General features: G+C 63.2%; 24 protein-coding genes. 1 reads left to right on the top strand and 23 read right to left on the bottom strand.

Annotated features, from left to right (window positions below; genetic code table 11):
- The first annotated feature begins 55 nt into the window (after positions 1–55).
- On the top strand, positions 56–604 hold the full coding sequence (ruvC, locus tag FSY59_RS19245) for a crossover junction endodeoxyribonuclease RuvC (RefSeq protein WP_003051309.1): 549 nt from the start codon (positions 56–58) through the stop codon (positions 602–604).
- Here ruvC and FSY59_RS19250 read toward each other — a convergent pair.
- From FSY59_RS19250 to dksA, 23 genes are all read right to left on the bottom strand, one after another.
- Entirely contained in the window at positions 598–1,449 is an 852-nt protein-coding gene (locus FSY59_RS19250; protein ID WP_148729089.1) for an alpha/beta fold hydrolase, read from the bottom strand. The two genes, ruvC and FSY59_RS19250, sit on opposite strands and share 7 nt — an antisense overlap.
- A 170-nt stretch (positions 1,450–1,619) precedes the next feature.
- Positions 1,620–2,048 carry an RcnB family protein gene (locus FSY59_RS19255; RefSeq protein WP_003051303.1) on the bottom strand — a complete coding sequence of 143 codons (429 nt, stop codon included), beginning with the start codon at positions 2,046–2,048 and terminating at the stop codon, positions 1,620–1,622.
- Between the two features lie 202 nt (positions 2,049–2,250).
- Positions 2,251–2,427 (bottom strand): hypothetical protein, encoded by a 177-nt coding sequence (locus FSY59_RS27410; protein WP_003051301.1) that lies wholly within the window; start codon positions 2,425–2,427, stop codon positions 2,251–2,253.
- A gap of 10 nt (positions 2,428–2,437) precedes the next feature.
- Entirely contained in the window at positions 2,438–3,361 is a 924-nt protein-coding gene (lpxC, locus tag FSY59_RS19260) for a UDP-3-O-acyl-N-acetylglucosamine deacetylase (protein ID WP_003051298.1), read from the bottom strand.
- A gap of 261 nt (positions 3,362–3,622) precedes the next feature.
- Positions 3,623–4,816, bottom strand: coding sequence for a cell division protein FtsZ (ftsZ, locus tag FSY59_RS19265; RefSeq protein WP_003051295.1), 1,194 nt, complete (start codon positions 4,814–4,816; stop codon positions 3,623–3,625).
- A 146-nt stretch (positions 4,817–4,962) separates the two neighbouring features.
- Positions 4,963–6,192 carry a cell division protein FtsA gene (gene ftsA, locus FSY59_RS19270; protein ID WP_003051293.1) on the bottom strand — a complete coding sequence of 410 codons (1,230 nt, stop codon included), beginning with the start codon at positions 6,190–6,192 and terminating at the stop codon, positions 4,963–4,965.
- 72 nt (positions 6,193–6,264) lie between these two features.
- Positions 6,265–7,074, bottom strand: a complete 810-nt coding sequence (locus FSY59_RS19275; RefSeq protein ID WP_003051290.1) for a cell division protein FtsQ/DivIB — start codon at positions 7,072–7,074, stop codon at positions 6,265–6,267.
- Positions 7,071–8,042 carry a D-alanine--D-alanine ligase gene (locus tag FSY59_RS19280; RefSeq protein WP_003051287.1) on the bottom strand — a complete coding sequence of 324 codons (972 nt, stop codon included), beginning with the start codon at positions 8,040–8,042 and terminating at the stop codon, positions 7,071–7,073. Before FSY59_RS19280 ends, FSY59_RS19275 begins: the two co-directional genes overlap by 4 nt.
- Positions 8,039–9,472 carry a UDP-N-acetylmuramate--L-alanine ligase gene (murC, locus tag FSY59_RS19285; protein ID WP_148729090.1) on the bottom strand — a complete coding sequence of 478 codons (1,434 nt, stop codon included), beginning with the start codon at positions 9,470–9,472 and terminating at the stop codon, positions 8,039–8,041. Before murC ends, FSY59_RS19280 begins: the two co-directional genes overlap by 4 nt.
- Positions 9,469–10,554, bottom strand: a complete 1,086-nt coding sequence (gene murG, locus FSY59_RS19290; protein WP_148729091.1) for an undecaprenyldiphospho-muramoylpentapeptide beta-N-acetylglucosaminyltransferase — start codon at positions 10,552–10,554, stop codon at positions 9,469–9,471. The genes murC and murG overlap by 4 nt, the downstream gene beginning before the upstream one ends.
- Complete coding sequence (gene ftsW / locus FSY59_RS19295; protein ID WP_003051279.1) at positions 10,551–11,822, bottom strand: putative lipid II flippase FtsW; 1,272 nt, start codon at positions 11,820–11,822, stop codon at positions 10,551–10,553. Before ftsW ends, murG begins: the two co-directional genes overlap by 4 nt.
- Positions 11,819–13,717: a UDP-N-acetylmuramoyl-L-alanine--D-glutamate ligase gene (gene murD, locus FSY59_RS19300; RefSeq protein ID WP_148729092.1), complete on the bottom strand. Its 1,899-nt coding sequence runs from the start codon at positions 13,715–13,717 to the stop codon at positions 11,819–11,821. The genes ftsW and murD overlap by 4 nt, the downstream gene beginning before the upstream one ends.
- A gap of 5 nt (positions 13,718–13,722) precedes the next feature.
- Positions 13,723–14,901: a phospho-N-acetylmuramoyl-pentapeptide-transferase gene (gene mraY / locus FSY59_RS19305; RefSeq protein ID WP_043006060.1), complete on the bottom strand. Its 1,179-nt coding sequence runs from the start codon at positions 14,899–14,901 to the stop codon at positions 13,723–13,725.
- A complete protein-coding gene (gene murF, locus FSY59_RS19310) occupies positions 14,892–16,319 on the bottom strand; it encodes a UDP-N-acetylmuramoyl-tripeptide--D-alanyl-D-alanine ligase (protein ID WP_050873880.1) in 1,428 nt (475 codons plus the stop codon). Before murF ends, mraY begins: the two co-directional genes overlap by 10 nt.
- On the bottom strand, positions 16,316–17,821 hold the full coding sequence (locus FSY59_RS19315; protein ID WP_148729093.1) for a UDP-N-acetylmuramoyl-L-alanyl-D-glutamate--2,6-diaminopimelate ligase: 1,506 nt from the start codon (positions 17,819–17,821) through the stop codon (positions 16,316–16,318). Before FSY59_RS19315 ends, murF begins: the two co-directional genes overlap by 4 nt.
- The gene (locus FSY59_RS19320) at positions 17,818–19,566 is read right to left on the bottom strand and encodes a penicillin-binding protein 2 (RefSeq protein ID WP_003051266.1); all 1,749 of its coding nucleotides are present in this window, start codon (positions 19,564–19,566) and stop codon (positions 17,818–17,820) included. The genes FSY59_RS19315 and FSY59_RS19320 overlap by 4 nt, the downstream gene beginning before the upstream one ends.
- Positions 19,563–19,844: a cell division protein FtsL gene (gene ftsL / locus FSY59_RS19325; RefSeq protein ID WP_003051263.1), complete on the bottom strand. Its 282-nt coding sequence runs from the start codon at positions 19,842–19,844 to the stop codon at positions 19,563–19,565. The genes FSY59_RS19320 and ftsL overlap by 4 nt, the downstream gene beginning before the upstream one ends.
- A gap of 43 nt (positions 19,845–19,887) precedes the next feature.
- Positions 19,888–20,817 carry a 16S rRNA (cytosine(1402)-N(4))-methyltransferase RsmH gene (gene rsmH, locus FSY59_RS19330; RefSeq protein ID WP_003051257.1) on the bottom strand — a complete coding sequence of 310 codons (930 nt, stop codon included), beginning with the start codon at positions 20,815–20,817 and terminating at the stop codon, positions 19,888–19,890.
- 9 nt (positions 20,818–20,826) lie between these two features.
- Positions 20,827–21,255 (bottom strand): division/cell wall cluster transcriptional repressor MraZ, encoded by a 429-nt coding sequence (gene mraZ / locus FSY59_RS19335; RefSeq protein WP_003051254.1) that lies wholly within the window; start codon positions 21,253–21,255, stop codon positions 20,827–20,829.
- Between the two features lie 354 nt (positions 21,256–21,609).
- Positions 21,610–22,929, bottom strand: coding sequence for an ATP-dependent protease ATPase subunit HslU (hslU, locus tag FSY59_RS19340; protein ID WP_003051251.1), 1,320 nt, complete (start codon positions 22,927–22,929; stop codon positions 21,610–21,612).
- 77 nt (positions 22,930–23,006) lie between these two features.
- Entirely contained in the window at positions 23,007–23,552 is a 546-nt protein-coding gene (gene hslV / locus FSY59_RS19345; RefSeq protein WP_003051248.1) for an ATP-dependent protease subunit HslV, read from the bottom strand.
- A gap of 99 nt (positions 23,553–23,651) precedes the next feature.
- Positions 23,652–25,379: an STAS domain-containing protein gene (locus FSY59_RS19350; RefSeq protein ID WP_148729094.1), complete on the bottom strand. Its 1,728-nt coding sequence runs from the start codon at positions 25,377–25,379 to the stop codon at positions 23,652–23,654.
- 46 nt (positions 25,380–25,425) lie between these two features.
- Entirely contained in the window at positions 25,426–26,169 is a 744-nt protein-coding gene (dksA, locus tag FSY59_RS27415; protein WP_003051237.1) for an RNA polymerase-binding protein DksA, read from the bottom strand.
- Positions 26,170–26,375 lie beyond the last annotated feature (206 nt).

Genomic DNA, 26,375 nt, shown 5'->3' on the forward strand with positions numbered 1-26,375 from the left:
GCTTGATGCCACCCGCATGGAGCGTGAGGGTTTTGTACGTGGATAATCGACAGCCATGCGAATTCTCGGAATCGACCCCGGTCTGCAGACCACGGGTTTTGGCGTCATCGACATGGACGGTCAACGGCTGTCCTATGTGGCCAGCGGCACCATACGCACCAACAAGATGGAACTCGGCGACCTGCCGGGCCGTCTCAAGGTGCTGTTTGACGGCATCTCCGAAGTCGCCTCGCGCTACCAGCCCGAGGTGGCTGCCGTGGAAATCGTCTTCGTCAACGTCAACCCACAGTCCACGCTGCTGCTGGGCCAGGCCCGAGGCGCGGCGCTGACGGCCCTGGTCAACGCCAATCTCGCGGTTTCCGAGTACACCGCACTGCAGATGAAAAAAGCCGTGACCGGCCATGGTCGCGCGGCCAAGAATCAGATTCAGGAAATGGTCAAGCGCCTGCTGCAGCTGCCCGGCCTGCCCGGCACCGATGCCGCCGATGCGCTGGGACTGGCCATCACCCATGCCCATGCGGCGGCCGCCATGGGACTGATGGCCAAGTCCACCGATCTGCGCCGCAAGCAACATGCCATGTACCGGGGTGGACGGGTTTATTGAGCCAGTGCGGACCTGAGCCTGATCCACTGCGCGATCCTGGGAAACACATCGGATTGCGCATTGCCGGACATCAGCAACCGACTGTGGCTATAGTCCTCCGCAAAGCCAGCAGCCCTGCCACACAGCACAAACTCCACATCTGCCCCACCGAAGGTCCTGGCCAGGGCTTCGCAGCCCCGCCAGGGAGCGATCACACGGTCCGCAGATCCTGCAAGTGCCAGAACGGGAATCCGAACCTGGGCCAGGCTGCTCGGGTAATCCATGCCGTCCTTGCCGACAAAGCTGCGGCGCAGGTTCCAATGGCACCACTGTCGCATCAGGCGGGCGCTTTCCCTCTCGGGCCCCACCATGGAGCTTGCGGCCAGCCATTGCCTACGACCTATCCAGGCCCTGTACCCGTGGATTGCGATCCGCGCTGAAAAGGTGGCAGCTGCATGGGTCGTCTGGGCGGCCAGCAACACGAGACCGGCCAGATGCGCCTGCGCACGCTCGGGCTGGCGCGCTGCCCAGATGGCCGCGGCAATGCCTCCACTACTATGCCCGATGAATACCATGGACCGACCTTGCTCCTGGCGGAGAATCTCTTGAAGAGCGCTGTCAACATCCTGCTCGGCCACGGTTTCAAGGTCGTAATCGTGGCTGACTGACTGATTCAGTCCATGTCCTCGCCAATCGAAAAGCCAGACGCCAAAACCCTGCGCGGCGAGAAATCGACCCAGCCTCTGGCATGAAGAGGCGCTGGAAAACGTGCCGTGCGTCAAGACCACCACAGCCCCCCCCGCGGGGCCGATGCGTGTCAGCACGATGGAATGCCCATCCCTGGTCGGCACCTCGACTCTTCGCATATAAAGTCAACCCTCCGTGATCCGCTCCCGGTCTGCATTGCAGTGCGTCCGCAGAATGTTCGGCCAGATTCTGGAGATGGTCAATTGCATGACCCAAACTGAGCCTGCTTTACAGGACTTCCATACAAAACAGCCGCGGCAGGCCACGGCTTTTCGAGGGGTGTCAGGGCTTAGTAATTGCCCAGCACCATGGAAGCGATCACACCGGTGGCAATGGCGACCAGCAGATAGTCGCCGCCGTTCTGGATCCAGTGATAGCCGCGCGGCGGGGCCGACAGGCGGTGGCCGCGCCAGTCATTCACCACATAGTGCTGGCTGCGGTATTGGGGCGGCACGCGGCTGCCCTTGTACCAGTTATGGTCGGGACCGCCGCCACGGCGGCCGTTGTCGTGGCGCTCGGCACGTCGGTCATCGCGCCGGTCATAACGCTGCTCATGCCGGCCACGGTCATCATGACGACCGCCATGGCGCATGTCCTGCGGCCCATGACCGTTGCCACGGCCCGGAGGTGGGCCGGGCTGCGCCTGTACGGCCAGACTGCCCAGACCCAGACAGGCGGCAACCGAGGCGGAAAGAATGCGGGTAGTCAAACGGGACATGGATACTCCTTTGTCGAATCGTTTCGGTCAGCAAGCGGTGCGGCACGCCATGGCGACCGCAGGCATTCCATCTTCGCCCCATTTCGGCAGTGCCTGACGTGAGCAAATGCCGATTTACCACTTTTTGCCGGACATTTACAAAGCAGAAACCAATGAAACGCCTGTCCGGCTTGCGCAAGCAGCTATCAATATGACTAGCTTCTCAGACAATGCGCCCCACCAGCATCACGGCAAAAAAGGCCAGACCGGCGATCACCGTCCACTTGAACAGCAGGAAACCCAGACGCTTGTACTGGGCCTTGCCGGTTCCCAGATAGAAGGCAAAGCTCAGCGCCGAAGCCAGAATCAGCAGGCTGGCCAGCCAGCGAAAGATCAGCATGGAGCTCCGCTCACCAGGCCTGGGCAGGCATGGCAAAGCCCTGAGGAGCCTGGCGCTCGCTCTCGAAGGTCACCATCTCCCAGGTCTCGGGCTGCGCCACCATGGCGCGCAGCAGCTTGTTGTTGAGGCCGTGGCCCGAACGAAAGGCACTGTAGGCTCCGAGAATGGGCCTGCCGATCAGATACAGATCGCCGATCGCATCGAGGATCTTGTGCTTGGCAAACTCGTCGTCATAGCGCAGACCGTCGCTGTTCAGGACCTTGTAGTCATCCATGACGATGGCGTTGTCCAGCCCGCCGCCCAGTGCCAGGCCGTTGTTGCGCAGCATTTCCACATCCTTGGTGAAGCCGAAGGTGCGCGCGCGGGCGATATCGCGTGTGTAGTTGTCCAGACCCATGTCGAACTCCACGCACTGCCCCGTGGAGTCCACGGCGGGGTGAGCGAAGTCGATCTCGAAGCGCAGCTTGAAGCCATGGTAGGGATCAAAGCGCGCCCATTTGAGGTTATGGCCTTCGCCTTCACGCACCTCGATCGGGCTCTTGATACGGATGAAGCGCTTGGGGGCCTTTTGCAGCTCGATTCCGGCGCTTTGCAGCAGGAACACGAACGAGGACGAGGAGCCATCGAGGATCGGCACCTCTTCGGCCGTGATGTCCACATAGAGGTTGTCGATTCCCAGGCCGGCGATGGCCGACATCAGGTGCTCGACCGTATGCACCTTGGCACCGCCGCTGCCGATGGTGGAGGCCATGCGCGTATCGGTCACGGCCTCGGCGGAAATGGGGATATCCACAGGCTCGGGCAAGTCCACGCGACGGAACACGATGCCGGTATCAGGCTGGGCAGGGCGCAGCGTCAACTCGACACGCTGGCCGCTGTGCAGGCCCACGCCTACGGCACGGGAAATGGTCTTGATGGTACGTTGCTGAAGCATCTCTGTATTTTAAATGGGACAACCCCGAGCCGGCTTACACCAACCCAGGGTTGTCTTAATCGCTGCGATACAGCGAACTGATGGGCCTTCAGTCCTTAACGAACCAAAGGCCTTTGCGGCTGACGATCAAGCCCTGGCGTACTCGGAAGCAGCGACACCGAGGAAGGGCCTGGGCGGCCCCGCCGCCCCGCACCGAGGGGTCGTCCCCCTCCGGCGCAAAGCGCCAGAGAGAGGGACGCGGCAAAGCCGCTCAGGGGGAGCTCAATCAGCCTGCTTGCGCAGGAAGGCCGGGATCTCCACATCGTCCATGCCGCCAGAGGCCAGCGCGCTCACACGCTCGGAAGCCTGGGTGCGGTTGGTGCGCCAGACGCTGGGCACATTGGTGTTGGCCGTGCCGTATTCCATGCCGCCCAGGGGAGGCAGGCCCACGGCCACGTTGTCGGTACCGGTACGCAGGCCGCCTTGCACCACCTGGATGTTCTGGCGACGCACATTGGGACGCGACAGGCCGGTGGCCACCACGGTCACACGGATCTCGTCGCCCAGCGAGTCGTCATAGGCGGCGCCATAGATCACATGCGCATCGGGAGACGCGTAGGCGTTGATGGTGGACATGGCCAGACGCGACTCGGACAGCTTCAGACTGCCCTTGGCGGCCGTCACCAGCACCAGCACGCCCTTGGCGCCGGACAGGTCGATGCCTTCCAGCAGCGGGCAGGCCACGGCCTGCTCGGCTGCGATGCGGGCACGGTCGGGACCGGCTGCCTTGGCCGTGCCCATCATGGCCTTGCCGGGCTCGCCCATCACGGTGCGCACGTCTTCGAAGTCGACGTTCACATGGCCGTACTCGTTGATGATTTCAGCAATGCCGCCCACGGCGTTCTTCAGAACATCGTTGGCATGGGCAAAAGCCTCGTCCTGGGAGATATCGTCACCCAGCACATCGAGCAGCTTTTCGTTGAGCACAACGATCAGCGAGTCCACATTCGCTTCCAGCTCGGCCAGGCCGGCGTCAGCGTTCTGCATGCGGCGACCGCCTTCCCACTCGAAAGGCTTGGTCACCACACCCACCGTCAGAATGCCCATTTCCTTGGCCACTCGTGCGATCACAGGCGATGCACCGGTACCCGTACCACCACCCATGCCTGCCGTAATGAAGAGCATGTGCGCGCCTTCGATGGCAGCGCGAATATCTTCCACAGCAGCTTCCGCAGCGTCGCGACCCTTGTCGGGCTTGCTGCCGGCACCCAGGCCGCTGCCACCCAGATGGATGGTGCGGTGAGCACGGCTGCGCAACAGAGCTTGAGCATCGGTATTGGCCGTAATGAATTCGACGCCCTGCACGCTGCGTTCGATCATGTGGTCGACGGCATTGCCGCCGCCACCGCCGACGCCGATCACCTTGATCTGCGTGCCTTGGTTGAATTCTTCGGTTTCAATCATGTCGATAGGCATGGTGGTGCTCCTGTTCTCTAGTGGTGGTTTGTCGCTGCTGTGGAAAAGAAATTTCGAACTCTTGAGGTCTTCGCGGTCTTCGTCGTCGATGCCGCGAAAAATCCATCGTTGGTGGTCCGGTGATGAACATGCGATAGGTGCTCATATCAGAAGTTCCCCACGATGAAGTCCTTGAACCGGCCGAAGGCGGTCTTCATGGAACCGCTCTTCTGGGCCACCTTGTAGCCACGCAGACGTGCCAGGCGCGCTTCATCGAGCAGGCCCATCACGGTGGCGGCACGGGGCTGGGCGACCATGTCGGCCAGCGCACCGGAATATTTGGGAAGACCGCGGCGCACGGGCTTGAGGAAGATGTCCTCGCCCAGCTCGATCATTCCGGGCATGACGGCGCTGCCGCCCGTGAGCACGATGCCCGAGGACAGCACTTCTTCGTAGCCCGACTCGCGGATGACCTGCTGCACCAGCGAGAAGATCTCTTCCACGCGGGGCTCGATCACGCCGGCCAGGGCCTGCTTGCTGATCATGCGCGGGCTGCGGTCACCCAGGCCCGGCACTTCGACCTGGGCATCGGGGTCGGCCAGCAGCTGCTTGGCGTAGCCGCTCTCGACCTTGATGTCCTCGGCATCCTTGGTGGGAGTGCGCAGGGCCATCGCGATGTCGCTGGTGATCAGGTCGCCGGCAATCGGGATCACGGCCGTGTGGCGAATCGCACCGCCGGTGAAGATGGCCACATCGGTCGCGCCCGCGCCGATATCCACCACGGCCACGCCCAGCTCGCGCTCGTCGTCGGTCAGCACGGCCTGGGCCGATGCCAGCGGGTTGAGCAGCAGCTGCTCGACCTCCAGGCCGCAGCGGCGCACGCATTTGATGATGTTCTCGGCCGCGCTCTGGGCACCGGTGACGATATGGATCTTGGCTTCAAGGCGAATGCCGCTCATGCCGATGGGCTCGCGCACCTCGTGGCCGTCGATGACGAACTCCTGCGCCTCGACCAGCAGCAGGCGCTGGTCCGACGAGATATTGATGGCCTTGGCGGTTTCCATCACGCGCGCCATATCGGTGGACGAGACCTCCTTGTCCTTGATGGCCACCATGCCGCTGGAATTCAGGCCGCGGATATGGCTGCCGGTAATGCCGGTGCACACGCGCTGAATCTTGCAGTCGGCCATCAGCTCGGCCTCCTTGAGCGCCTGCTGGATGCTCTGCACGGTCGCATCGATGTTCACGACCACGCCACGCTTCAAGCCGTTGCTGGGGGCAACGCCCAGGCCCGCCAGCTTCAGCTCGCCATTGGACATGACCTCGGCCACCACCGCCATGACCTTGGCCGTGCCGATATCCAGCCCAACAATCACATCCTTGTATTCTCTTGCCATATCAGCTTCCGCCCCCGGTAGGTTCTGTCTTGTCTTTGTGTGCGCCTTGCATGTCTGTTCCCCTGCTCCCGCTCATCGTCTGGCCCTGGCAGCAGCTGCCGGCGCGGAGGTTCCAGTGGTCACGCCCTTGAGTCGCAAGGCATAGCCGTCTTCGTAACGCAGGTCTGCAGACTCCACTGCTGCAGCCGAGCGCTTGTATTGAGAGGTGATCTGAGGCAGCGTGCGCACAAAGCGCTGCACACGCTGCAATATGTCTTCGGTGGTGCCACCGCCCAGTGTCAGCAGTGCATCGTTGTCCAGCACGAGTTCCCAGCTGCCACGCGCATCCAGGGTCAGGCTGTCCAGCTCCACATCGAGTGGCTTCAGCGCCGGCGCCAGTGCGTGATACATCCGCAGCACACGCGGAGCCGAGCCCTCGGGGCCTTGCAGACGCGGCAGTCCTTCGCGGTCCAGCTCGCCCAGATTGGCTTCGAACACTTCGCCGGCCTTGTTGACCAGGCCGGTGCCGGTCTCGGGGCCCCAGAAGGCCTCGGCCACATGCTCCTTGAGCGCCACGCGCAAGCCGTTCGGATACTCGCGGCGCACCTGCGCCTCCTGTACCCAGGGCACCTGCTCGAATGCGTGCTGCGCCGCCTTCAGGTCCACCGTGAAGAAATTGCCCTTGAGCACCGGTGCCACATTGGCACGCAGCGTCACGGCGTTGTTATGCACCAGCTCGCCTTCCACCACGATGCGGCCGATATTGAAGGCCGGAGTTCGCATCAACCACCATCCCACGGCCATCACGCACGCCGTCAAGCACCCCATGAACATCACCGTGGCAGTGATGTTCATGAGCTTGACGTCGAACGGGACGACGGCTGTGGGCTGGCTGCGGTTCATGGCTGCTCCGCTTCTCCATCCAGCGTGCTCATGGCCAGGATGCCAAGGCACAGGTTTTCGTAGCTCACGCCGGAGGCGCGCGCCGCCATGGGGACCAGAGAATGCCCGGTCATGCCAGGCGAGGTGTTGATCTCCAGCAAGAAAGGCTTGCGGTCGCTGGCGCGGATCATGATGTCGGCACGCGCCCAGCCGCGGCAGCCCAGGGTGCGGAAGGCTTTCTCCACGATGCGCTGGATCTCGGCTTCCTCGGCAGCCGGCAGGCCGCTCGGGCAGTGGTACTGCGTCGTATCGGTGAAGTACTTGTTCTGATAGTCGTAGTTGCCTTCGGGCGCCACGATGCGGATCACCGGCAGCGCAGCGGCCTTCGCTCCCGTGCCCAGCACGGGGCAGGTGGTCTCGTCGCCGGCAATGAACTGCTCGCACAGCACTTCTGCGTCGTACTGGGCCGCCAGCTCGTAGGCCCTGGCGCATTCGTCGGCATCCATCACCTTGGTCAGGCCGATGCTGGAGCCGTCGCGTGCAGGCTTGACGATCATGGGAGCACCCAGGGCCTGCAATGCGGCGCGGGTAGCTTCGGCCGAATCGACCATACGCCAGTCCGGCGTGGGCAGACCTTCAAAGCGCCAGATGCGCTTGGTCATGATCTTGTCCATGGCTATGCTGGAAGCCATCACACCCGAACCCGTGTAGGGGATGTCCAGCAACTCCAGCGCGCCCTGCACCGTGCCGTCCTCGCCATAGCGGCCATGCAGCGCGATGAAGCAGCGGTCAAAGCCTTGCGCCTTGAGCTGGTCCAGGCCCTGCTCGGCGGGGTCGAACTTGTGGGCATCGACGCCCTTGGACTGCAGCGCTGCCAGCACGCCGGTGCCGGACATCAGCGAGACCTCGCGCTCGGACGAGCGCCCCCCCATCAGCACTGCGACCTTGCCCAGTGCCTTCACGTCGATATTGGTACCAAACATGCTCATTGCGCGCTCCCTGCGGGCGCAGCCAGCTCTTGTTTCTGAAGCATTTCAACCAGTTTCCCGGGCACGGCACCAATCGATCCCGCTCCCATGCACAGCAATACATCACCTGCTTGCGCATTGGCGGCGATGGCTGCCGGCATATCGGCAATGTTTTCCACAAATACAGGCTCGACTTTGCCGGCCACGCGCAAAGCGCGGGCCAGGGAGCGACCGTCGGCGGCCACGATGGGAGCCTCGCCTGCGGCATAGACCTCGGCCAGCAGCACGGAATCGGCGCTGCCTATGACTTTCACGAAGTCCTCGAAACAGTCGCGTGTGCGGCTGTAGCGATGCGGCTGAAAGGCCAGCACCAGGCGCTGGCCCGGGAAGGCGCCGCGTGCTGCAGCCAGCGTGGCGGCCATTTCCACAGGGTGGTGACCGTAGTCGTCGATGACGGTGAACATGCCGCCATCGGCAGCCGGCAGCTCGCCATAGCGCTGGAAGCGCCGTCCCACGCCCTTGAAGCCTTCCAGGGCACGCAGCAGCGCTTCATCGGAAATCTCGAGCTCCATGGCGACCGCCACGGCAGACAGGGCGTTGAGCACGTTGTGCTCGCCGGGCAGACTCAGAACGACTTCGAGGTCGGGGTAGCTCTGTCCGTTCTGGCGTCGCACGGTAAAGCGCATGCGACCGGCTTCGGCACGCACGTTCACGGCACGCACCTGGGCATCTTCGGCAAAGCCGTAGGTCGTGACCGGGCGGGCCAGCCTGGGCAATATCTCGCGCACGGCAGGACTGTCGACGCAGAGAATGGCACGGCCGTAAAACGGCATGCGGTGCAGAAAGTCGACAAAGGCCTGCTTGAGACGGCCAAAGTCATGGCCGTAGGTTTCCATGTGGTCGGCGTCGATATTGGTGACGACGGCCATCACGGGCAGCAGGTTCAGGAAGGAAGCATCGGACTCGTCGGCCTCGACCACGATGTAGTCGCCGTGACCCAGCTTGGCATTCGCGCCAGCGCTGTTGAGCTTGCCGCCAATCACGAAAGTAGGGTCCAGGCCGGCCTCGGCCAGCACGCTGGTCACCAGGCTGGTGGTGGTGGTCTTGCCATGCGCGCCGGCAATGGCGATGCCCTGCTTGAAGCGCATCAGCTCGGCCAGCATCAGGGCACGGGGAACCACCGGAATCTTTTTCTCGCGGGCCGCCAGAACCTCGGGGTTGTCGCCCTGCACGGCCGTGGAGGTCACCACGGCATCGGTGCCGGCGACGTTCTCGGCCGCATGACCGACAAAGGTCTTGATGCCCAGGCCGGCCAGGCGGCGCAGCGTGGCGCTGTCAGCCAGGTCGGAACCTGAAATGGCGTAACCCAGGTTGTGCAGAACCTCTGCAATACCGCTCATGCCGGCGCCGCCAATACCGACAAAGTGAATGTGATGAATGGCGTGTTTCATGCTGCCAACTCCTCACAAGCGGCGACCACCTTCGCGGTGGCATCAGTCTTTTGCATTTTCTTCGCGAGTTCAGCGCGCTCCAACAGCGTCGCACGCTGCATATTTTGTAGCATTTCCGCCAACCCTTGGGCGCTCAAAGTACTTTGAGGCTGTAACCAACCGCCACCGGCATCCACCAGGAAGCGGGCATTGCTGGTCTGGTGGTCATCCACCGCCGCCGGGAAGGGCACATAGACCGCTGCAGCCCCTACGGCAGCGATCTCGGTCACGGTGCTGGCACCGGCACGGCAGACCACGAGATCGGCATCGGCAAAAGCCTTGGCCGTGTCGTCGATGAAAGGAGTCAGCTCGGCCTGCACGCCGGCAGCCTGATAGTTGGCACGCAGCGCATCGATCTGGGCCGTACCGCTTTGGTGCAGCACCACGGGGCGCTGATCGGCAGGCATCAGGGCCAGAGCCTGGGGCACGATCTCATTGAGCGCCCTGGCTCCCAGGCTGCCGCCCACGACGAGCAGCTTCAGCGGGCCGCTGCGACCGGCAAAGCGCTGGGCCGGCTCGGCCTGCTCCAGAAAAGCCTGACGCAGCGGGTTGCCCACCCATTCGCCCTTGGCAAACACCTTGGGGAAAGCCGTGAACACGCGCCTGGCCACCTTGGCCACGACCTTGTTGGCCATGCCGGCCACGGAGTTCTGCTCGTGCAGCACCACGGGCACGCCGGACAGCGCGGCCATCAGGCCTGCGGGCACGGTGAGATAACCGCCCAGGCCGATGACCACATCGGGCTGCACGCGCCTGATGACGCTGCGCGCCTGTGCAAAGGCCTTGCTCAGCTTGAAGGGCAGCTGCAGCAAAGTCTTGACGCCCTTGCCGCGCACGCCGCCGAACTCGATGGTCTCGAGTGCAAAGCCCTGCGGCGGCACGATGCGCGACTCCATGGAGCCCGGCGCGCCCAGCCAGTGCACATTCCAGCCGCGTGCGCGCAGTTCCTGCGCCACGGCCAGCCCGGGGAAGATATGGCCGCCGGTTCCACCGGCGATCACCAGCGCGGTGCGCTGCCTGTTTTGCTGAACGGGAAGCGTCATGCGTGACCTCCCTTCATCAGCAGCTTGTTTTCGTAATCGACTCGGAGCACCACAGCTATCGCAATCAAATTCATCAAAATGGCCGAACCGCCAAAACTCATCAACGGCAGAGTCAGGCCTTTGGTTGGCAGGGCGCCCAGATTCACACCCATGTTGATAAAGGCCTGGAAGCCCATCCAGATCGCCACGCCCTCCGCCACAAGGCCGGCAAAGACACGGTCCAGCGCGATGGCCTGACGGCCGATCAGCATGATGCGGCGGGTGAGCCAGAAGAAGACTGCCGCAATCAGCAGCAGACCGACCAGACCGAATTCCTCGCCGATCACGGCCAGCAGGAAGTCGGTATGCGCTTCGGGCAGCCAGTGCAGCTTTTCCACGCTGCGGCCCAGGCCCACGCCAAAGATCTCGCCCCGCCCGATGGCGATCAGCGCATGCGAGAGCTGATAGCCCTTGCCCAGCGCATGCTTTTCATCCCAGGGATCAAGGTAGGCAAAAATACGTTCGCGTCGCCACTCCGAGGTGGCGATGATCATGCCGAAGGCCAGCACCACCAGCAGCGCGATGATGAAGAACATGCGCGCATTCACGCCGCCCAGGAACAGAATGCCCATGGAGATCACGACGATCACCATGAAGGCCCCCATGTCGGGCTCGGCCAGCAGCAGCACACCCACCACGACCACGGCCAGCCCCATGGGCAGCACGGCGCGGAAGAAGCGCTCCTTGACCTCCATCTTGCGCACCATGTAGTCGGCCGCATAGATCAGGATGGAGAACTTGGCGAGCTCCGAAGGCTGGAAGTTCATGATGCCCAGCGACAACCAGCGCCGCGCGCCGTTGACCACCGTGCCCACATGCGGAATCAGCACCGCCACCAGCAGCACGATGGAGATCAGGAACAGCTTGCGTGCCACCTTCTCCCAGACATTCATGGGTACCTGGAAGGCCAGCAGCGCGGCCACAAAGGCCATGCCTATCGACATGGTGTGGCGCAGCAGGAAGTGATAGGGCTCGATCTTGCCGAAGCGCGGGTTGTCGGGCATCGCAATCGATGCCGAATACACCATGACCAGACTCCAGGACAGCAAGGCGATGACGACCCAGATCAGAGCCTGGTCCAGCCCCAGGACGCTGGCGGGCGTGCGGGTCGGACGGTCGTACACGGGCCCGCCCACGCGCACCGGCAGCACGTCGATGGGCTTGTCCCCGACCGTACGAAACCACGAACGCATGCGGCCGGAGAGGCTGGTCATGAAGGCGGCTGTCATGCGCCGTCCTCCAGTTGCTGGCCGGCTTCCAGCGCCAGCTCGCGCACCGCTTCCACAAACTGGTGGGCGCGGTCCGCGTAGTCCTTGAACATGTCCATGCTTGCGCAGGCCGGCGAGAGCAGCACTGCATCGCCCGCATGGGCCAGACGCGCGGCCTGCTGCACTGCGTCCTGCATGGTGGCGGCATCGACCAGGGTCACGCCGGTGTCGCCCAGGGCCTCGCGAATCTGCGGCGCGTCCTGGCCGATCAGCACGGCCGCGCGCACATAGCGCGAAACGGGAGCAGCCAGCGGCGTGAAGTCCTGGCCCTTGCCCAGACCGCCCAGAATCACCACGATGCGGTGGTCCGGCCCCAGGCCCATGAGGGCGGCCACGGTGGCACCCACATTCGTGCCCTTGCTGTCGTCAAAGTATTCGACATCGCCCACCCGGCCCACGGGCTGTACGCGGTGCGGCTCGCCCCGGTATTCGCGCAGGCCGTAGAGCAGCGGTGCCAGCGTGCATCCCGCGCCGGTCGCCAGCGCCAGGGCCGACAGCGCATTGATGGCGTTGTGGCGGCCGCGGATGCGCAGCGCATCGGCGGGCATCAGGCGCACGATGTGCAGATCGTCGACGTTCTTGCCCTTGCTGGTTTCGTCGGCCTCGTGGGCGCGCACCAGCCAGGTCATGCCGTTGACCACCTCCAGACCGAAGTCGCCAGGGCGGCGCGGCATGTCGCCGCCAAAGGTGACATGGGCGCGCTGGAAAGTCTTGCCGCGCTTGCCGGGCACCGCCACAGGCGCGGGCAGCATGGCCATGACGACGGGATCTTCACGGTTGAGGACCATCAGAGCCTGCTCGCCAAAGACATGGGCCTTGGCGTCGGCATAGGCCTGCATGCCTCCATGCCAGTCGAGATGGTCCTGGGTGATATTGAGCACCGTGGCCGCCGTGGGCTCGAAGCCGCGGCAGTCATCGAGCTGGAAGCTGGACAGCTCCAGCACCCAGGCCTGGGGCAGCGTCTCGGCATCGATGCGCCCGGACAGGGTGTCGAGCAGCGTGGGACCGATATTTCCGGCCACGCCCACGCTCAATCCGCCATGCTCCAGCAGCTGACCGGTCAGCGAGGTGACCGTGGTCTTGCCGTTGGTGCCGGTAATGCCCAGCAACTTGGGCGCATAGCCATGGGCTTCGCGCAGGCCCTTGAGCGCAAAGGCAAACAGATCGAGTTCGCCGCCCGTGGGCAGGCCGATGCTGCGCGCGGCATTGAAGACCGGCGCCACGCTGGCCGGGCTCAGGCCCGGCGAACGATAGACGGAGCTCAGGCTCTGGCCATCGACCAGGGCCGCCGTGAATGCGCCGGCGACAAAGCGCACGCCGGGCAGCTCGGTCTGCAGCGCAGACAGATAAGGCGGGACTTCGCGCGTGTCTGCCACCGTGACGTCGGCACCGGCACGCACGCACCAGCGGGCCATCGCAATACCCGAGATGCCCAGACCCAGAATCAGCACGCGCTGACCCTGCAGATGCTGGGCCGCGCCTTGCGGCCAATGCACGGGGACAGGCGGCAGTTCCACCGCCTCCTGCTGCTCGGCTTCGGGCTGCGGCTCGGCGGCAGTCACTTCGGCGTCGGCCGCGTCGGAGATGCTGGGATCGGCAAAGATCTGTGCCACAAAGGCGGCCGCATCCCTGGCGGCCGTCAAGGTGGAGATATCGGGCACCGGCTCGGCATCCAGCGTCTTGGCGATGATGGCAGGCGCTTCTATTTCAGGAGCTTCTTGCGCTTGCTCCTGAATCATTTCAGACATATTTTCATCTGAAATGCTTTGCAGATCAACGATAGGCGCTTGCGTTTGCATAGCATCCACATCCGGCTGCAGAGCCTGATCGTCGAGCTTGAGGTCTTCGTCTTGCATGGCGACTACCTCAGCTTCAGGGTGGACAGGCCCAGCAGGCACAGCAGCATGGTGATGATCCAGAAACGGATCACGACCTGGGTCTCCTTCCAGCCGCTCTTTTCAAAGTGGTGGTGCAGCGGAGCCATCTTCAGCAGGCGACGGCCCTCACCATAGCGCTTCTTCGTGTACTTGAAGTAAGTCACCTGCAGCATCACCGAGATGGCTTCCGCCACAAAGATGCCGCCCATCACGGCCAGCACGATTTCCTGGCGCACGATCACGGCAATCGTGCCCAGTGCGGCGCCCAGCGCCAGCGCGCCCACGTCGCCCATGAAGACCTGGGCAGGGTGTGCGTTGAACCAGAGAAAAGCCAGACCGGCGCCCGCCATGGCGCCGCAGAACACCATCAGCTCGCCCGTTCCGGGGATACTGGGAAACAGCAGATAGCGCGCATAGGTGGCATTGCCGGTCACATAGGCAAAGATGCCCAGGGCCGTGCCGACCATGATGACGGGCATGATGGCCAGGCCATCGAGGCCGTCGGTCAGGTTCACGGCATTGCTGGCGCCCACGATGACCAGATAGGTCATGACGATGAAGCCCAGCACGCCCAGCGGGTAGCTGACCTCCTTGAAGAAGGGCACCATCAGGCCGGCCTTGGGCGGCAGGTCCATGGAAAAGCCAGACTGCACCCAGGAGATGAACAGGCCGAAAACCTCGGCGTTGTTGTTCTCGGAAATGCAGAACACCAGATACAGAGCGGCCAGCAGGCCGATGACGGACTGCCAGAAATACTTCTCGCCCGAGCGCATGCCCTCGGGGTCCTTGTTGACGACCTTGCGCCAGTCGTCCACCCAGCCAATCGCACCGAAGCCCAGCGTGACCAGCAGCACGATCCAGACAAAGCGGTTGGACAGGTCAAACCACAGCAGGGTGGAAACGGCAATCGAGAACAGAATCAGCACGCCGCCCATGGTGGGCGTGCCGCTTTTGACCAGATGGGTCTCCATGCCGTAGCCGCGCACGGGCTGACCGATCTTGAGTGCGGTCAGCATGCGAATCGCCCTGGGGCCGACGATCAGGCCGATCAGCAAGGCGGTGACGGCGGCCAGCACGGCACGCAGCGTCAGGTATTGAAAGACGCGCAGAAAGCCGAAATCCGGCGAAAGCCCTTGCAGCCATTGAGCCAGCATCAGCAGCATGCGGCCTCCCCGCAGTTGCCCTGCTTGTTGTCTGCGCAGGCTTCAATGCTCTGCACCACTTGCTCCATCTTCATGAACCGCGAACCCTTGACCAAAACGCTACCTACCTTGGGTAAAACTGCGCACACCGCCTGCTCAAGGGCGGCCATGCTATCAAAATGCCTAGCACCACTGCCGAAGGCAGAGGCCGCAAACGCGCTTTGCTCGCCCAGAGCAAAGACCTGGGCAATCCCGGACTGCCGCGCCAGTGCACCGGCTTCGGCATGGAACTGCGGGCCGTTGTCGCCGACCTCGCCCATATCGCCCAGCACCAGCAACTGCGGCGCAGGCAGCTCGGCGAGCACGGCAATGGCGGCGGCCACCGAATCGGGGTTGGCGTTGTAGCTGTCATCAACCACCGTGACGCCTTGGCCATTGACCTGCACGGCCAGCGCGCGCGAACGGCCGGTCACGGGCTCGAAGCCGGACAGTCCCTTCGCAATGGCCGCCAGAGACACACCGGCGGCATGGGCGCAGGCAGCCGCGGCCAGTGCGTTGCGCACGTTGTGGCGGCCGGCAATATGCAGCTGCACGGCTGCCACGCCTTGCGGCGTGTTCAGTGCAAAGCTCCAGGCGCCGTCGGCCCAGACCACATCGCTGGCAAAAACCTGGGCACCGGCAACGGCCTCGCCAAACATCAGGCAGGAGCGGCCGGCGGCCAGCTCCGTCCACAGCGGGGTGTACGTATCGCCAGCGGGAAAGATGGCCACGCCGTCCCGGGGCAGAAAGCCCAGCACCGAGCCGTTTTCACGCGCCACGGCTTCCACCGTACCCATGAACTCCTGGTGTTCGCGCTGGGCATTGTTGACCAGGGCCACCGTGGGCTGGCCGATGGCGGCCAGCTCGGCAATCTCACCGGGGTGGTTCATGCCCATCTCCAGCACCGCAATACGATGCGCGCCCGTCATGCGCAGCAGGTTCAGCGGCATGCCGATGGAGTTGTTGAAATTGCCGCGCGTGGCCAGCGCTGCCTCGCCCTGCGCGCCCACGTGCGCGCGCAGGACGGAGGCAATCATCTGCGTGACCGTGGTCTTGCCATTGCTGCCGGTCACGGCAATCAGCGGCAGATCGAACTGCGCACGCCAGGCCCGCGCCAGCGCACCCAGCGCCAGCAGGGTGTCCGGCACTTCGATGCCGGCCATGCCTGCGGTCTCCAGTCCGTGGCTGGCAACAGCAGCCACGGCACCTGCGGCCTGCGCCTGGGACAAAAAATCATGGGCGTCAAAACGCTCGCCCTTCAGTGCCACGAACAAGTCCCCGTCCTGCAGCGTGCGCGTATCGGTGTGCACGCGTGCCAGCTCCAGCTGGCCGTTGCCGACCAGGCGGGCTTGGGGGATATGCGTCTGGATCAGCTCCAGCGCTTTTGCCAGGGTCATCATGACCGAATCTTTCCTTCGCGGGCTGCGAGCGCCTTGTGCGCCTCAGCCATGTCGGAGAACGGATGGCGCACGCCCTTCGTCTCCTGATAGTCCTCATGTCCCTTGCCGGCAATCAGCACCACATCGCGCGCATCGGCATGGGCAATGGCTTGGGCAATGGCCGCCGCGCGGTCGGCCTGAACATGCAATGTCTCGCCCGCCTGCATGCCGGCCAGAATCTGGTCGATGATGCTTTCGGGCACTTCACTGCGCGGGTTGTCGCTGGTGACGAAAACGCCGTCGGCATTCGCCTGGGCGGCTTGTCCCATCAACGGGCGCTTGCTGTTGTCCCTGTCACCGCCGCAGCCGAACACGCACCACAGCTTGCCCTGGCGCTGCCGGGCGGCGGGCTGCAGGGCGCGCAAGGCCTTCTCCAGTGCATCGGGAGTATGGGCATAGTCCACGGCCACCAGAGGCTGGCCGGGCTTGACGATCTGCTGCATGCGACCGGGCACGGGCTCCAGATGGGCGCAGGCAGCCACAGCCTCTTCCAGCGTCAGGCCCAGGCAACGCAGGGCGGCCAGTACCCCGAGCAGGTTGGAGACGTTGTACTGGCCGACCAGACGCGTATTCATGCGCAGGCTGTGCCCGGCTTCCAGCACGGTAAAGCTCAGACCCTCGTCGCCCAGACCGATGTCCTTGGCCTGCAGGCGCGCCGGCCCCTGGATGGAGACACTCCACACATCCATTGCGCGGCCTTGCAGCCTGGCCCAGAGCCTGGCACCGTGTGCGTCATCGATGTTGACCACGGCCGTCGGCAGGCCGGGCCAGTCGAACAGCTGGGCCTTGGCCTGCCAGTAGGCATCCATGCTGCCGTGGTAGTCCAGGTGGTCCTGCGTGAAATTGGTGAACAGCGCCACGCGAATCTTGCTGCCGTCCAGGCGGTGCTCGACGATGCCGATGGACGAAGCCTCGATGGCGCAGGCCGCGAGGCCCTGGTCGGCGTAGCTGCGGAACACGCGCTGCAGCAGCACCGGATCCGGCGTGGTCATGCCCGTCGACTCCAATGCAGGCGGCACGCCCACACCCAGGGTGCCGACCAACGCACAACCGGTGCGCGTGTTCAACGTCACTTTCGAGAGCGCATGTGCCAGCCACCAGGCAGTGGTGGTCTTGCCATTGGTGCCGGTCACGGCCAGCACGTCGAGCTCGCCACTGGGATGCGCAAACCATTGGTCGGCAATCAGGCCCGTGGCGGCCTTCAGCCCCTTGAGCGAGGCAATGCGGTCGCCACTCAGATCAAAGGCCTGCAGGCCATCGGCCTCCACCAGCACGGCAGCGGCGCCCTGGGCCAGGGCCTGGCCCACATAGGCCCGGCCATCGGTGGCAGCACCGGGCCAGGCGACAAAGGCATCGCCGGCCTTGACCTTGCGGCTATCGGTCTGCAGCTCACCCTGCACGCGGCTGCGCAGCCAGGCGACGGCCTCGGCTGCATTGTTCAGGATTTGAATGGGGGTGCTCATAGCACAGGCTCCTCAGCGGGTGCAGCCACGATCTGAGGCTTGACTTCCTTGTCGGGCTGAACGCCCATGAAACGCAATGTCTGCTGGACTACGTCCGCAAACACGGGACCGGCCACCGTGCCGCCGTAGTAGGAACCGGCCGTAGGCTCGTCCACCATCACGGCCACGATGATGCGCGGCTTGTCGATGGGGGCGATGCCCGTGAACCAGGCGCGGTACTTGCCCGCGGCATAGCTCTTGCCGACCTGCTTGCGGGCAGTGCCCGATTTGCCGCCGATGGTGTAGCCCTCGGCCTGGGCCTTCTGGCCGGTACCGCCAGGGCCTGCAGCCATGCGCAGCATGTGCAGCACCGCCTCGGCGTTTTCCTTGGAGATCACGCGCACGCCCACGGGAGGCTCGGTCGTTTTCAGAATCGTCGAGGGAATGACATTGCCCTCGTTGGAGAACACGGTATAGGAGCGCGCCATCTGGAACAGCGAGGCCGACAGGCCATAGCCATAGGACATGGTGGCCTGCTCGATGGGCTTCCAGGTCTTCCAGGCACGCAGACGCCCCGAGACCGCGCCCGGAAACTGAATCTGCGGCTTCTGGCCAAAGCCCAGAGCGCTGAAGTACTCCCACATCTCCTGGGGCGACAGCCTTTGCGCGACCTTGGTTGCACCCACGTTGCTGGACTTCTGGATCACGCCCTCCACCGTCAGCGCGCCGTAGTTGTGCGTGTCGGTGATGGTGGAACCCGTCACCGTATAGCGGCCGGGTGAGGTATCGATGATGGTGGACGGCTTGACGCGCCTGAGCTCCAGTGCCGTGGCAATGGTGATGGGCTTCATGGTCGAGCCAGGCTCGAAGGTGTCGGTCAGCGCGCGATTGCGCAGCTGCTCGCCCGTCAGGTTCTTGCGGTGGCCGGGGTCATAGCTGGGATAGTTCGCCAGGGCCAGCAGCTCGCCGGTGTGCGCATCCATCACCACGACGCTGCCAGCCTTGGCTTTTTGCGACTCCACCTGCTGCTTGAGCTTCTGGTAGGCGTAGTACTGCACCTTGCTGTCGATGGACAGCTGAATGTCCTGGCCATCCTGGGGCGGCACCTCCTCGCCCACGCCTTCGACCACACGGCCCAGGCGGTCCTTGATCACGCGACGCGAACCGGGCCGCCCCGCCAGTTCCTTGTCAAAGGCCAGCTCCATGCCTTCCTGACCATGGTCTTCCACATTGGTGAAGCCCACGATATGCGCAGCCGACTCTCCTTCGGGATACTGGCGCTTGTATTCCTTGCGGTTGTAGATGCCCTTGATATTGAGCGCCACGATCTTCTGGCCCACGTCCCAGTCCAGCTGACGCTTGACCCAGACGAAGGTCTTGTCCTCGACATCCAGCTTCTCCATCAGGGAGCGCAGCGGCATGTCCATGAGACGCGCCACCTCCTTGAGCTTTTGCTGCACGTCGGGATCCTTCAGATCCACATCTTCCGGAATGGCCCAGATGCTGGCCGCCGGCACGCTGGATGCCAGGATCAGGCCGTTGCGATCCAGCAAACGGCCACGGTTGGCCGGCAGCTCCAGGGTACGCGCAAAGCGCACCAGACCCTGGCGCTTGAAGAAGTCGTTGCCGAACACCTGCACATAGGCGGCACGCGCGCCCAGGCCCACAAAGCCCAGCGCCAGCGCAGCCACGATGAACTTGCTGCGCCACAGCGGCGTCTTGGAGGCCAGCAGTGGACTGGTGGTGTAGAGCACGCTGCGTGTCATCGCGCCGCTCCCGCAGCAGATTCCTGCACATACTGGGTGATCGCGGGCGAAGCGGGCTTCATCTGCAGCTTTTCGCGCGCCAAGGTCTCGATGCGCTGAGGCGTGGCCTGAGCACGCTTTTCCACCTGCAGGCGCAGTTGGTCGGTCGCCAGACGACGCGCCTCTGCCTCGGCGCGGTCCAGCTCGGTGAACAGGCGACGCGACTCATACTGGGTATGCACCAGAAAAATGGCGCTGGTCATGACCGCCAGCAGCAGCAGCAGGTTTATGCGCAGCATGGCAGCCCTCCCGCAGCCATGCTCGAGGCGGCATGGCGATGCATCATGCAGGCACCTCGGTGCGCTCGGCAACGCGCATCACAGCAGAGCGCGAGCGCGGATTGGCAGCCACCTCGGCAGCACTGGGCTTGATGCGCTCCAGCGCCTTCAGCCGCATCGGTGTAGGGGGAGCAAACGGCGCACGGCGGTCGTAGACTTCCTTGGAATGCTTGGCAATGAACTGCTTGACGATGCGATCTTCCAGCGAGTGGAAGCTGATCACGGCCAAGCGTCCGCCTGGCGCCAGCACGCGCAGACTGGCTTCTAGCGCCTGCTCAAGCTCCTGAAGTTCGGCATTGATGAAAATCCGAAGAGCCTGGAAGGTCCGTGTTGCCGGGTTCTGCCCAGCCTCGCGGGTCTTGACCGCGCCAGCCACGAGTTGGGCCAGCTCGGCAGTGGTGCGTAATGGGCCCTGGCTTTCGCGCCTAGCAACAATCGCCTTTGCAATGGGGCCAGCAAACCGTTCTTCGCCGTAGTCACGTATCACCTCCGCAATCTGCTGCACTTCCGCGTCTTCAAGCCACTCGGCAACGCTTTGACCACGCGTGGTGTCCATGCGCATGTCGAGGGGGCCATCAAAGCGGAAGCTGAAGCCCCGGTCCGGGTTGTCGATCTGGGGCGAGCTCACGCCCAGGTCCATCAACACCCCTTGCACACTGCCTTCGGGCAGCTCGCTCAGATGGCGAAATCCTTCATGCCGAATCGAAAAACGCGCATCGGTGATGCGCGCCGCCTCAGCAATTGCGTCCGGGTCTTTGTCGAACGCAATCAGACGCCCGTCCGGCCCCAGCCTTCGCAAAATGAGCCGAGAATGACCGCCCCGACCGAACGTCGCATCGACCCACTGGCCGGCAGGCGGCTCAGCGGCACCACCCAGCAGGGCGTCCACGGCCTCGTCCAGCAAGACGGTGATATGTTGCAACGGCTGATTCACAAGCACTTCCTACAAAACAAAATCCTGGAAAGCCGCCGGCATCGGTTGCTGGCGCGCTTCCGCTTCGCGCATTTCATAAGTGGCCTTGTCCCAGACCTCGAAATGCGCCCCCATGCCCAGCATCAAGACCTCTTTGGTCAGACCTGTGGCCTCACGCAACTCGGGCGAAATCAGCAGCCGACCGGTTGCATCCATCTCCGCATCCATGGCATTGCCCAGAAAAATCCGCTTCCACCACTGAGCCGTAATGGGCAGTTGCGCGACACGCTCGCGAAACTGCAGCCACTCGGGGCGCGGAAACAGCAACAGACAGCCATCGGGATGCTTGGTGAAAGTGACCTGCCCCTCAGCCAAGGACAAAAGGGCGTCACGATGCCGGGTCGGCACTGAAAGCCGCCCCTTTCCATCGAGATTCAGCGAAGACGCCCCTTGAAACACGGCTGGTTACTCCGGTCATCTGGAGCCACTCACTCCCCAAAATAGGGCGCGAGGGCAGCTTTCACCACTTAATTGCACTTTTTTGCACTGTAGCAGCAATTTCAGGTGATTCCAAACCCGGAGGAACAATTATTTGCAATGAAATCAAGCACTTAGAGAGAAAAAGAAAAGCCTTATTCCGAAAATACCTTTCCTTTACAAGCACTTAGCAAAGTCAATGCAAGTGGACTCTCATTAGGTGGCGTCAATTGCAACCATTCAATTCAATGGAAAGAACTGATTGAAGTCTCGACCTTCTCCTACAAATGCAAACTGCCCGCACAGGCGGGCAGCTGGTTTCAAGCGCTGCGCTCCTCAAAGAATGAAGCGCGACAGATCCTCATCCTTGCTCAGCACCTGCAGGCGCTGATCGACATAGGCCGCATCGATGACCACGGTCTGGCCCGAAAGCTTGGCCGCATCGAAGCTGACTTCGTCAAGCAGACGCTCCATCACGGTCGACAGGCGCCGCGCACCGATGTTCTCGGTACTCTCGTTGACGTCAAAGGCAATCGTCGCCAGACGCGTAATGCCCTCGGGCTTGAACTCCAGGGTCACGCCTTCGGTCGCCAGCAGCGCCTGGTATTGCTTGACCAGGGAGGCGTGAGTCTGCATGAGAATCGCCTCGAAGTCCTGAACCGACAGAGATTCCAGTTCCACGCGAATGGGAAAGCGTCCCTGCAGCTCGGGAATCAGGTCGCTGGGCTTGGACAGATGGAAAGCGCCCGAAGCGATGAACAGAATGTGGTCTGTCTTGACCACCCCGTACTTGGTCGAGACGCTGGTGCCCTCGACCAGCGGCAGCAGGTCGCGCTGCACGCCCTGGCGCGAGACGTCGGAGCCGCTGGTTTCCTGGCGCGTCGCCACCTTGTCGATTTCATCGATGAAGACGATGCCGTTTTGCTCGGCATTGGCGATGGCACGGGTCTTGACGTCTTCCTCGTTGACCATCTTGGCCGCCTCCTCATCGGTCAGCAGCTTCAAGGCCTCGGCGATCTTGAGCTTGCGCGTCTTGCGCTTTTCCTGGCCCATATGGCTGAACATGCCGCGCAACTGCTCGGCCATCTCCTCCATGCCCTGGGGTCCCATGATCTGAACCTGGGGCATCTGCTCGGCGATGTCGATCTCGATTTCCTTGTCGTCAAGCTGACCTTCGCGCAGCTTCTTGCGGAAAACCTGGCGCGCCGTGTTGTCGGCCGGCACTTCGCCGGTGCGGGCCTGCGGGATCAGCACATCGAGAATGCGCTCCTCGGCGGCATCCTCAGCGCGGGCACGCATCTTCTTCATGTCCGACTCGCGCGTCTGCTTGACGGCAACCTCGGCCAGATCACGGATGATCGCGTCCACATCCTTGCCCACATAGCCCACCTCGGTGAACTTGGTTGCTTCGACCTTGATGAAGGGCGCATCGGCGAGCTTTGCAAGGCGGCGGGCGATCTCCGTCTTGCCGACGCCCGTGGGGCCGATCATCAGAATGTTCTTGGGCGTGATTTCCTGGCGCAGGCCCTCGGGCACCTGCTGGCGGCGCCAGCGATTGCGCAAGGCAATCGACACCGCGCGCTTGGCACCGTGCTGGCCGACGATGTGCTTGTCCAGCTCGGAGACGATCTCCTGGGGAGTCATGGCAGAAGACATGTGAATTCTCAGTCAAATATGCCTCTAGCGCCCATCCATAAAGCGCCAGCAGCTATCAATTCGGATAGTCGAGGTGCTTACAGCGTCTCGATCGTGTGATTCATATTGGTGTAGATGCACAGCTCGCCGGCAATCGCCAGGGATTTGCGCACCACATCCTCAGCCGACAGCTCGGTATTGTTCAGCAAGGCCTTGGCGGCGGAATGCGCATAGGCACCGCCGGAGCCGATGGCCACGATGCCCTGCTCGGGCTCCAGAACGTCGCCATTGCCGGTGATGATGAGCGAGGTCGTTGCATCGGCCACTGCCAGCATGGCTTCTAGCTTGCGCAGCACACGGTCGGTACGCCACTCCTTGGTCAGCTCGATCGCGGCGCGGGTCAGATTGCCCTGGTGCTTTTCCAGCTTGGCCTCGAAGCGCTCGAACAGCGTGAAGGCATCTGCGGTGGCCCCCGCAAAACCCGCCAGCACCTTGCCGTGATAGAGCTTGCGCACCTTGCGCGCCGTGCCCTTGATGACGATGTTGCCCAATGTGACCTGACCATCACCGCCGATGGCGACTTGCACGCCCTCGGGAGTCTGGCGGCGCACGCTCAAAATGGTGGTGCCGTGAAACTGTTCCATCCGCCGCAGTTGGGGGCTGCCTGCGGCAACCTCAAGAGCGTCAGCAAAAGAAATTGCAGGGCGCGCAAGCACGGAGCGCTGCAAGGCGGCTCAAGCCGACTAATCCCGCCTTGGAAGTACCTGGGCGTGCTCCTGAATGCCCACGACATTGAAGAACACCGCCAGCAGCTGATGCAGCTGGCTGAACTGCAGCACATGACCCAGCTCCTGCATCTGAGCCGACCAGTTCAGCACCGAGCCGGCTGCCGCAAAGTCCATGCGCACCAGACGCATACAGTCAATCGCGATGGCTTCGCCAAGCTTGGCCTTCTCCTGCACTTCGGCCAGCCAGGGCAAGGCGTCGCCGTCGATCACGCCCTGCAGCGCAAAACGTGGCTTGTGCTCTTTCCACAGCATGCCGGGCTGAAGCGTATCCGGCCCCAGAAGCCGGCTGTCCTGCGGGCGCTGGTTCTGCGCCTGCCCTTCATTCGCATACGCGCACAGCGGATCTTCCCATGAGGGGGGCGACAACTCGTAGGTCACGCAGTAGTCAAGCGCCGTCAGCTCAAATTCGTCCTGCAGATGCATCAGGCGCTGCATGGCCAGACGCAAATACCACCAGTCCTGATCGACAGAGCGGTCACCGGACGGGGTGTGCTTGCTGAGCACCGCCAGCAATCTCTCGTGACCGGCAAAAACCAGAGATCCTTTTTCGCCAGCCCAGCGCTGCGCCGCATCCAGCAGCGGTTTCTGGACGCCGGAGCCAAAGCCTTCCAGAGCGCTCCAGTCCATGACTGCACCGCCGACGCTGCGCGCCTTGTTGGCCAGCAAGGCCTTGAAGCCGGATTCATCCAGCTGCACCGGCGCCTGCCAGCGCAGGCCTGTCGACGCTGCAGCGGCATCCGACGGGGTTTCGCTGAGTCGGCCGGCCTGCTGCGGCATCACAAACCACTGCGGGGCCGAGCGCCCGAAGCGCGCCACGAAGTCCATGGCCGCGTCTTCGAAATGGGCCTGCATGCCAGCCGCACGGTACATATCCAGCAAGGCCAGCCAGACCTGCAACTGCGCTGGCGTATCCTGGGCGCGCTCGGCAATCAAGGCCTTGAGACAGGCCTCTGCCGCAGCGTTATCACCGCTGGCAAACACAATCGCGGCATCCTCCAGCGCGGCGTCGTGCTCGAAGCGCGCAAAGGATGGCGGCACCATATTGATATCGGTCGGGGCTGAAACCTCGGTCGTCGCAAACCCCGGGGAAAAATCCGTCTCGCCACGCAGGCCAGGCATGCCCACCGGATGGCCCTGCCCGCCCGACGGCGGCAGCTTGATGTCGCTGGGCAACACATCCTGCAGCAAAGGCAGGGTGCTGATCGAAGGCGGCTGGGTTTTGAACACCGAAGGCATGGTGTTCCCCTCCTCGGGCAGCTGCAACGGCATGGTCGCGGCATCGGCAGCCTGCTTGCCGCGCCACCATTGCTGGGCCATCTGCGCTTCGATCTCGTCGATCTTCTTGATGGTCTCCGCGCGCTCGCCGGGGACGGAGCTTTGGGCAGTATGCAAAAAAGAGGACGCCGCCAGCGGCGTGGGCGTATCGAGGGGAGCCCTGGCGCTCAGCGCCGCCTTGGACAACTGGGCCTGACGCAGCTTGCGCAGCTGCTCAAACTCGCGCTTGCGCACAAAGTCGTTCTGGCGCTTGCGCTCCAGCATTTCCTTGAGCGCCTGCTTGCTGTACTGGCTTTCCTCGCTGTCCTGGTTGAGATTCTCCAAATCGGACCAGTTCACGGTCGGGTGACGCACAAAACGCGCCACCTTGGACAGCAGCCCTCCCGATTTGTTTTCTTCTTTCACCATGGTCCTCTAGTTTGCTGCCTGCTGCCCCACCAACACCTGACGCAGATCAATCGCCGTACATCTTCTGCTTGAGCTCACGGCGCTGCTGGGCTTCCAGCGACAGTGTAGCCGTGGGACGCGCCAGCAGTCGACCGACGCCGATGGGCTCGCCGGTTTCATCGCAGTAGCCGTAGTCGCCGGCATCAATGCGGGCGATGGACTGGTCGATCTTCTTGAGCAGCTTGCGCTCGCGGTCGCGGGTGCGCAGCTCGAGAGCATGCTCTTCCTCGATGGTGGCGCGATCGGCGGGATCGGGCACCACCACGGTGTCTTCACGCAGGTTTTCTGCGGTTTCACCGGCATTCACATGCATGTCGTTCTTGAGCGCGACCAGCTTGCGACGGAAGTACGCCAGCTGTGCGTCGTTCATGTAATCGTCATCGGACATGGCCAGCACTTCAGCATCGGTCAGCTCCTCTACCGACTTGGTCTTCCAGGCGTTGGCCAGCTTGGGGTCTTTCTTGGGCACAGCTTGCTTTGTGTTGGTCATTGCTTTCGTATCTCTCATGGTTGCCGCTGCCTTGGCTGCCGAAGCGGCCACGAGCGGAACATCTGTTTCAGGCTGCCGCGCAGGAGGCGATGCAGAACGCTTGGATCTGGACGATTTGGAAGAGTTTTCCGTTGCTGCAGGTGCCAGCACCGGGTTGTCCAACGCGGCGTCCACCAAAGAGGTCTCGACGCTGCGGGTGTGCACAGCCTCTGCCGCAGTCCTGACTGCAGCCTTGGGCGGTTTACTTTTCACAGCGGTCACGTCCTGTCTCCTTACAGTACAGAGCCCTTGCCGGGCCGGATTGCTCCAACACCCTCTTTAGGGGCGGCATTGTAGCCACGCAAGTCACCCCTGCCCGTCTCCGTTGCACATACCCCACAATTTGCAACAAAGCCTGCGCCTGTTTCGAGCAGTTTGCGAGAAATAACAGACAAAAAAAACGGCCTGCTTGGCAGGCCGTCAGTGAT

The organism is Comamonas sp. Z3 (assembly GCF_008121565.1).
Classification (GTDB): Bacteria; Pseudomonadota; Gammaproteobacteria; order Burkholderiales; family Burkholderiaceae_C; genus Comamonas; species Comamonas brasiliensis.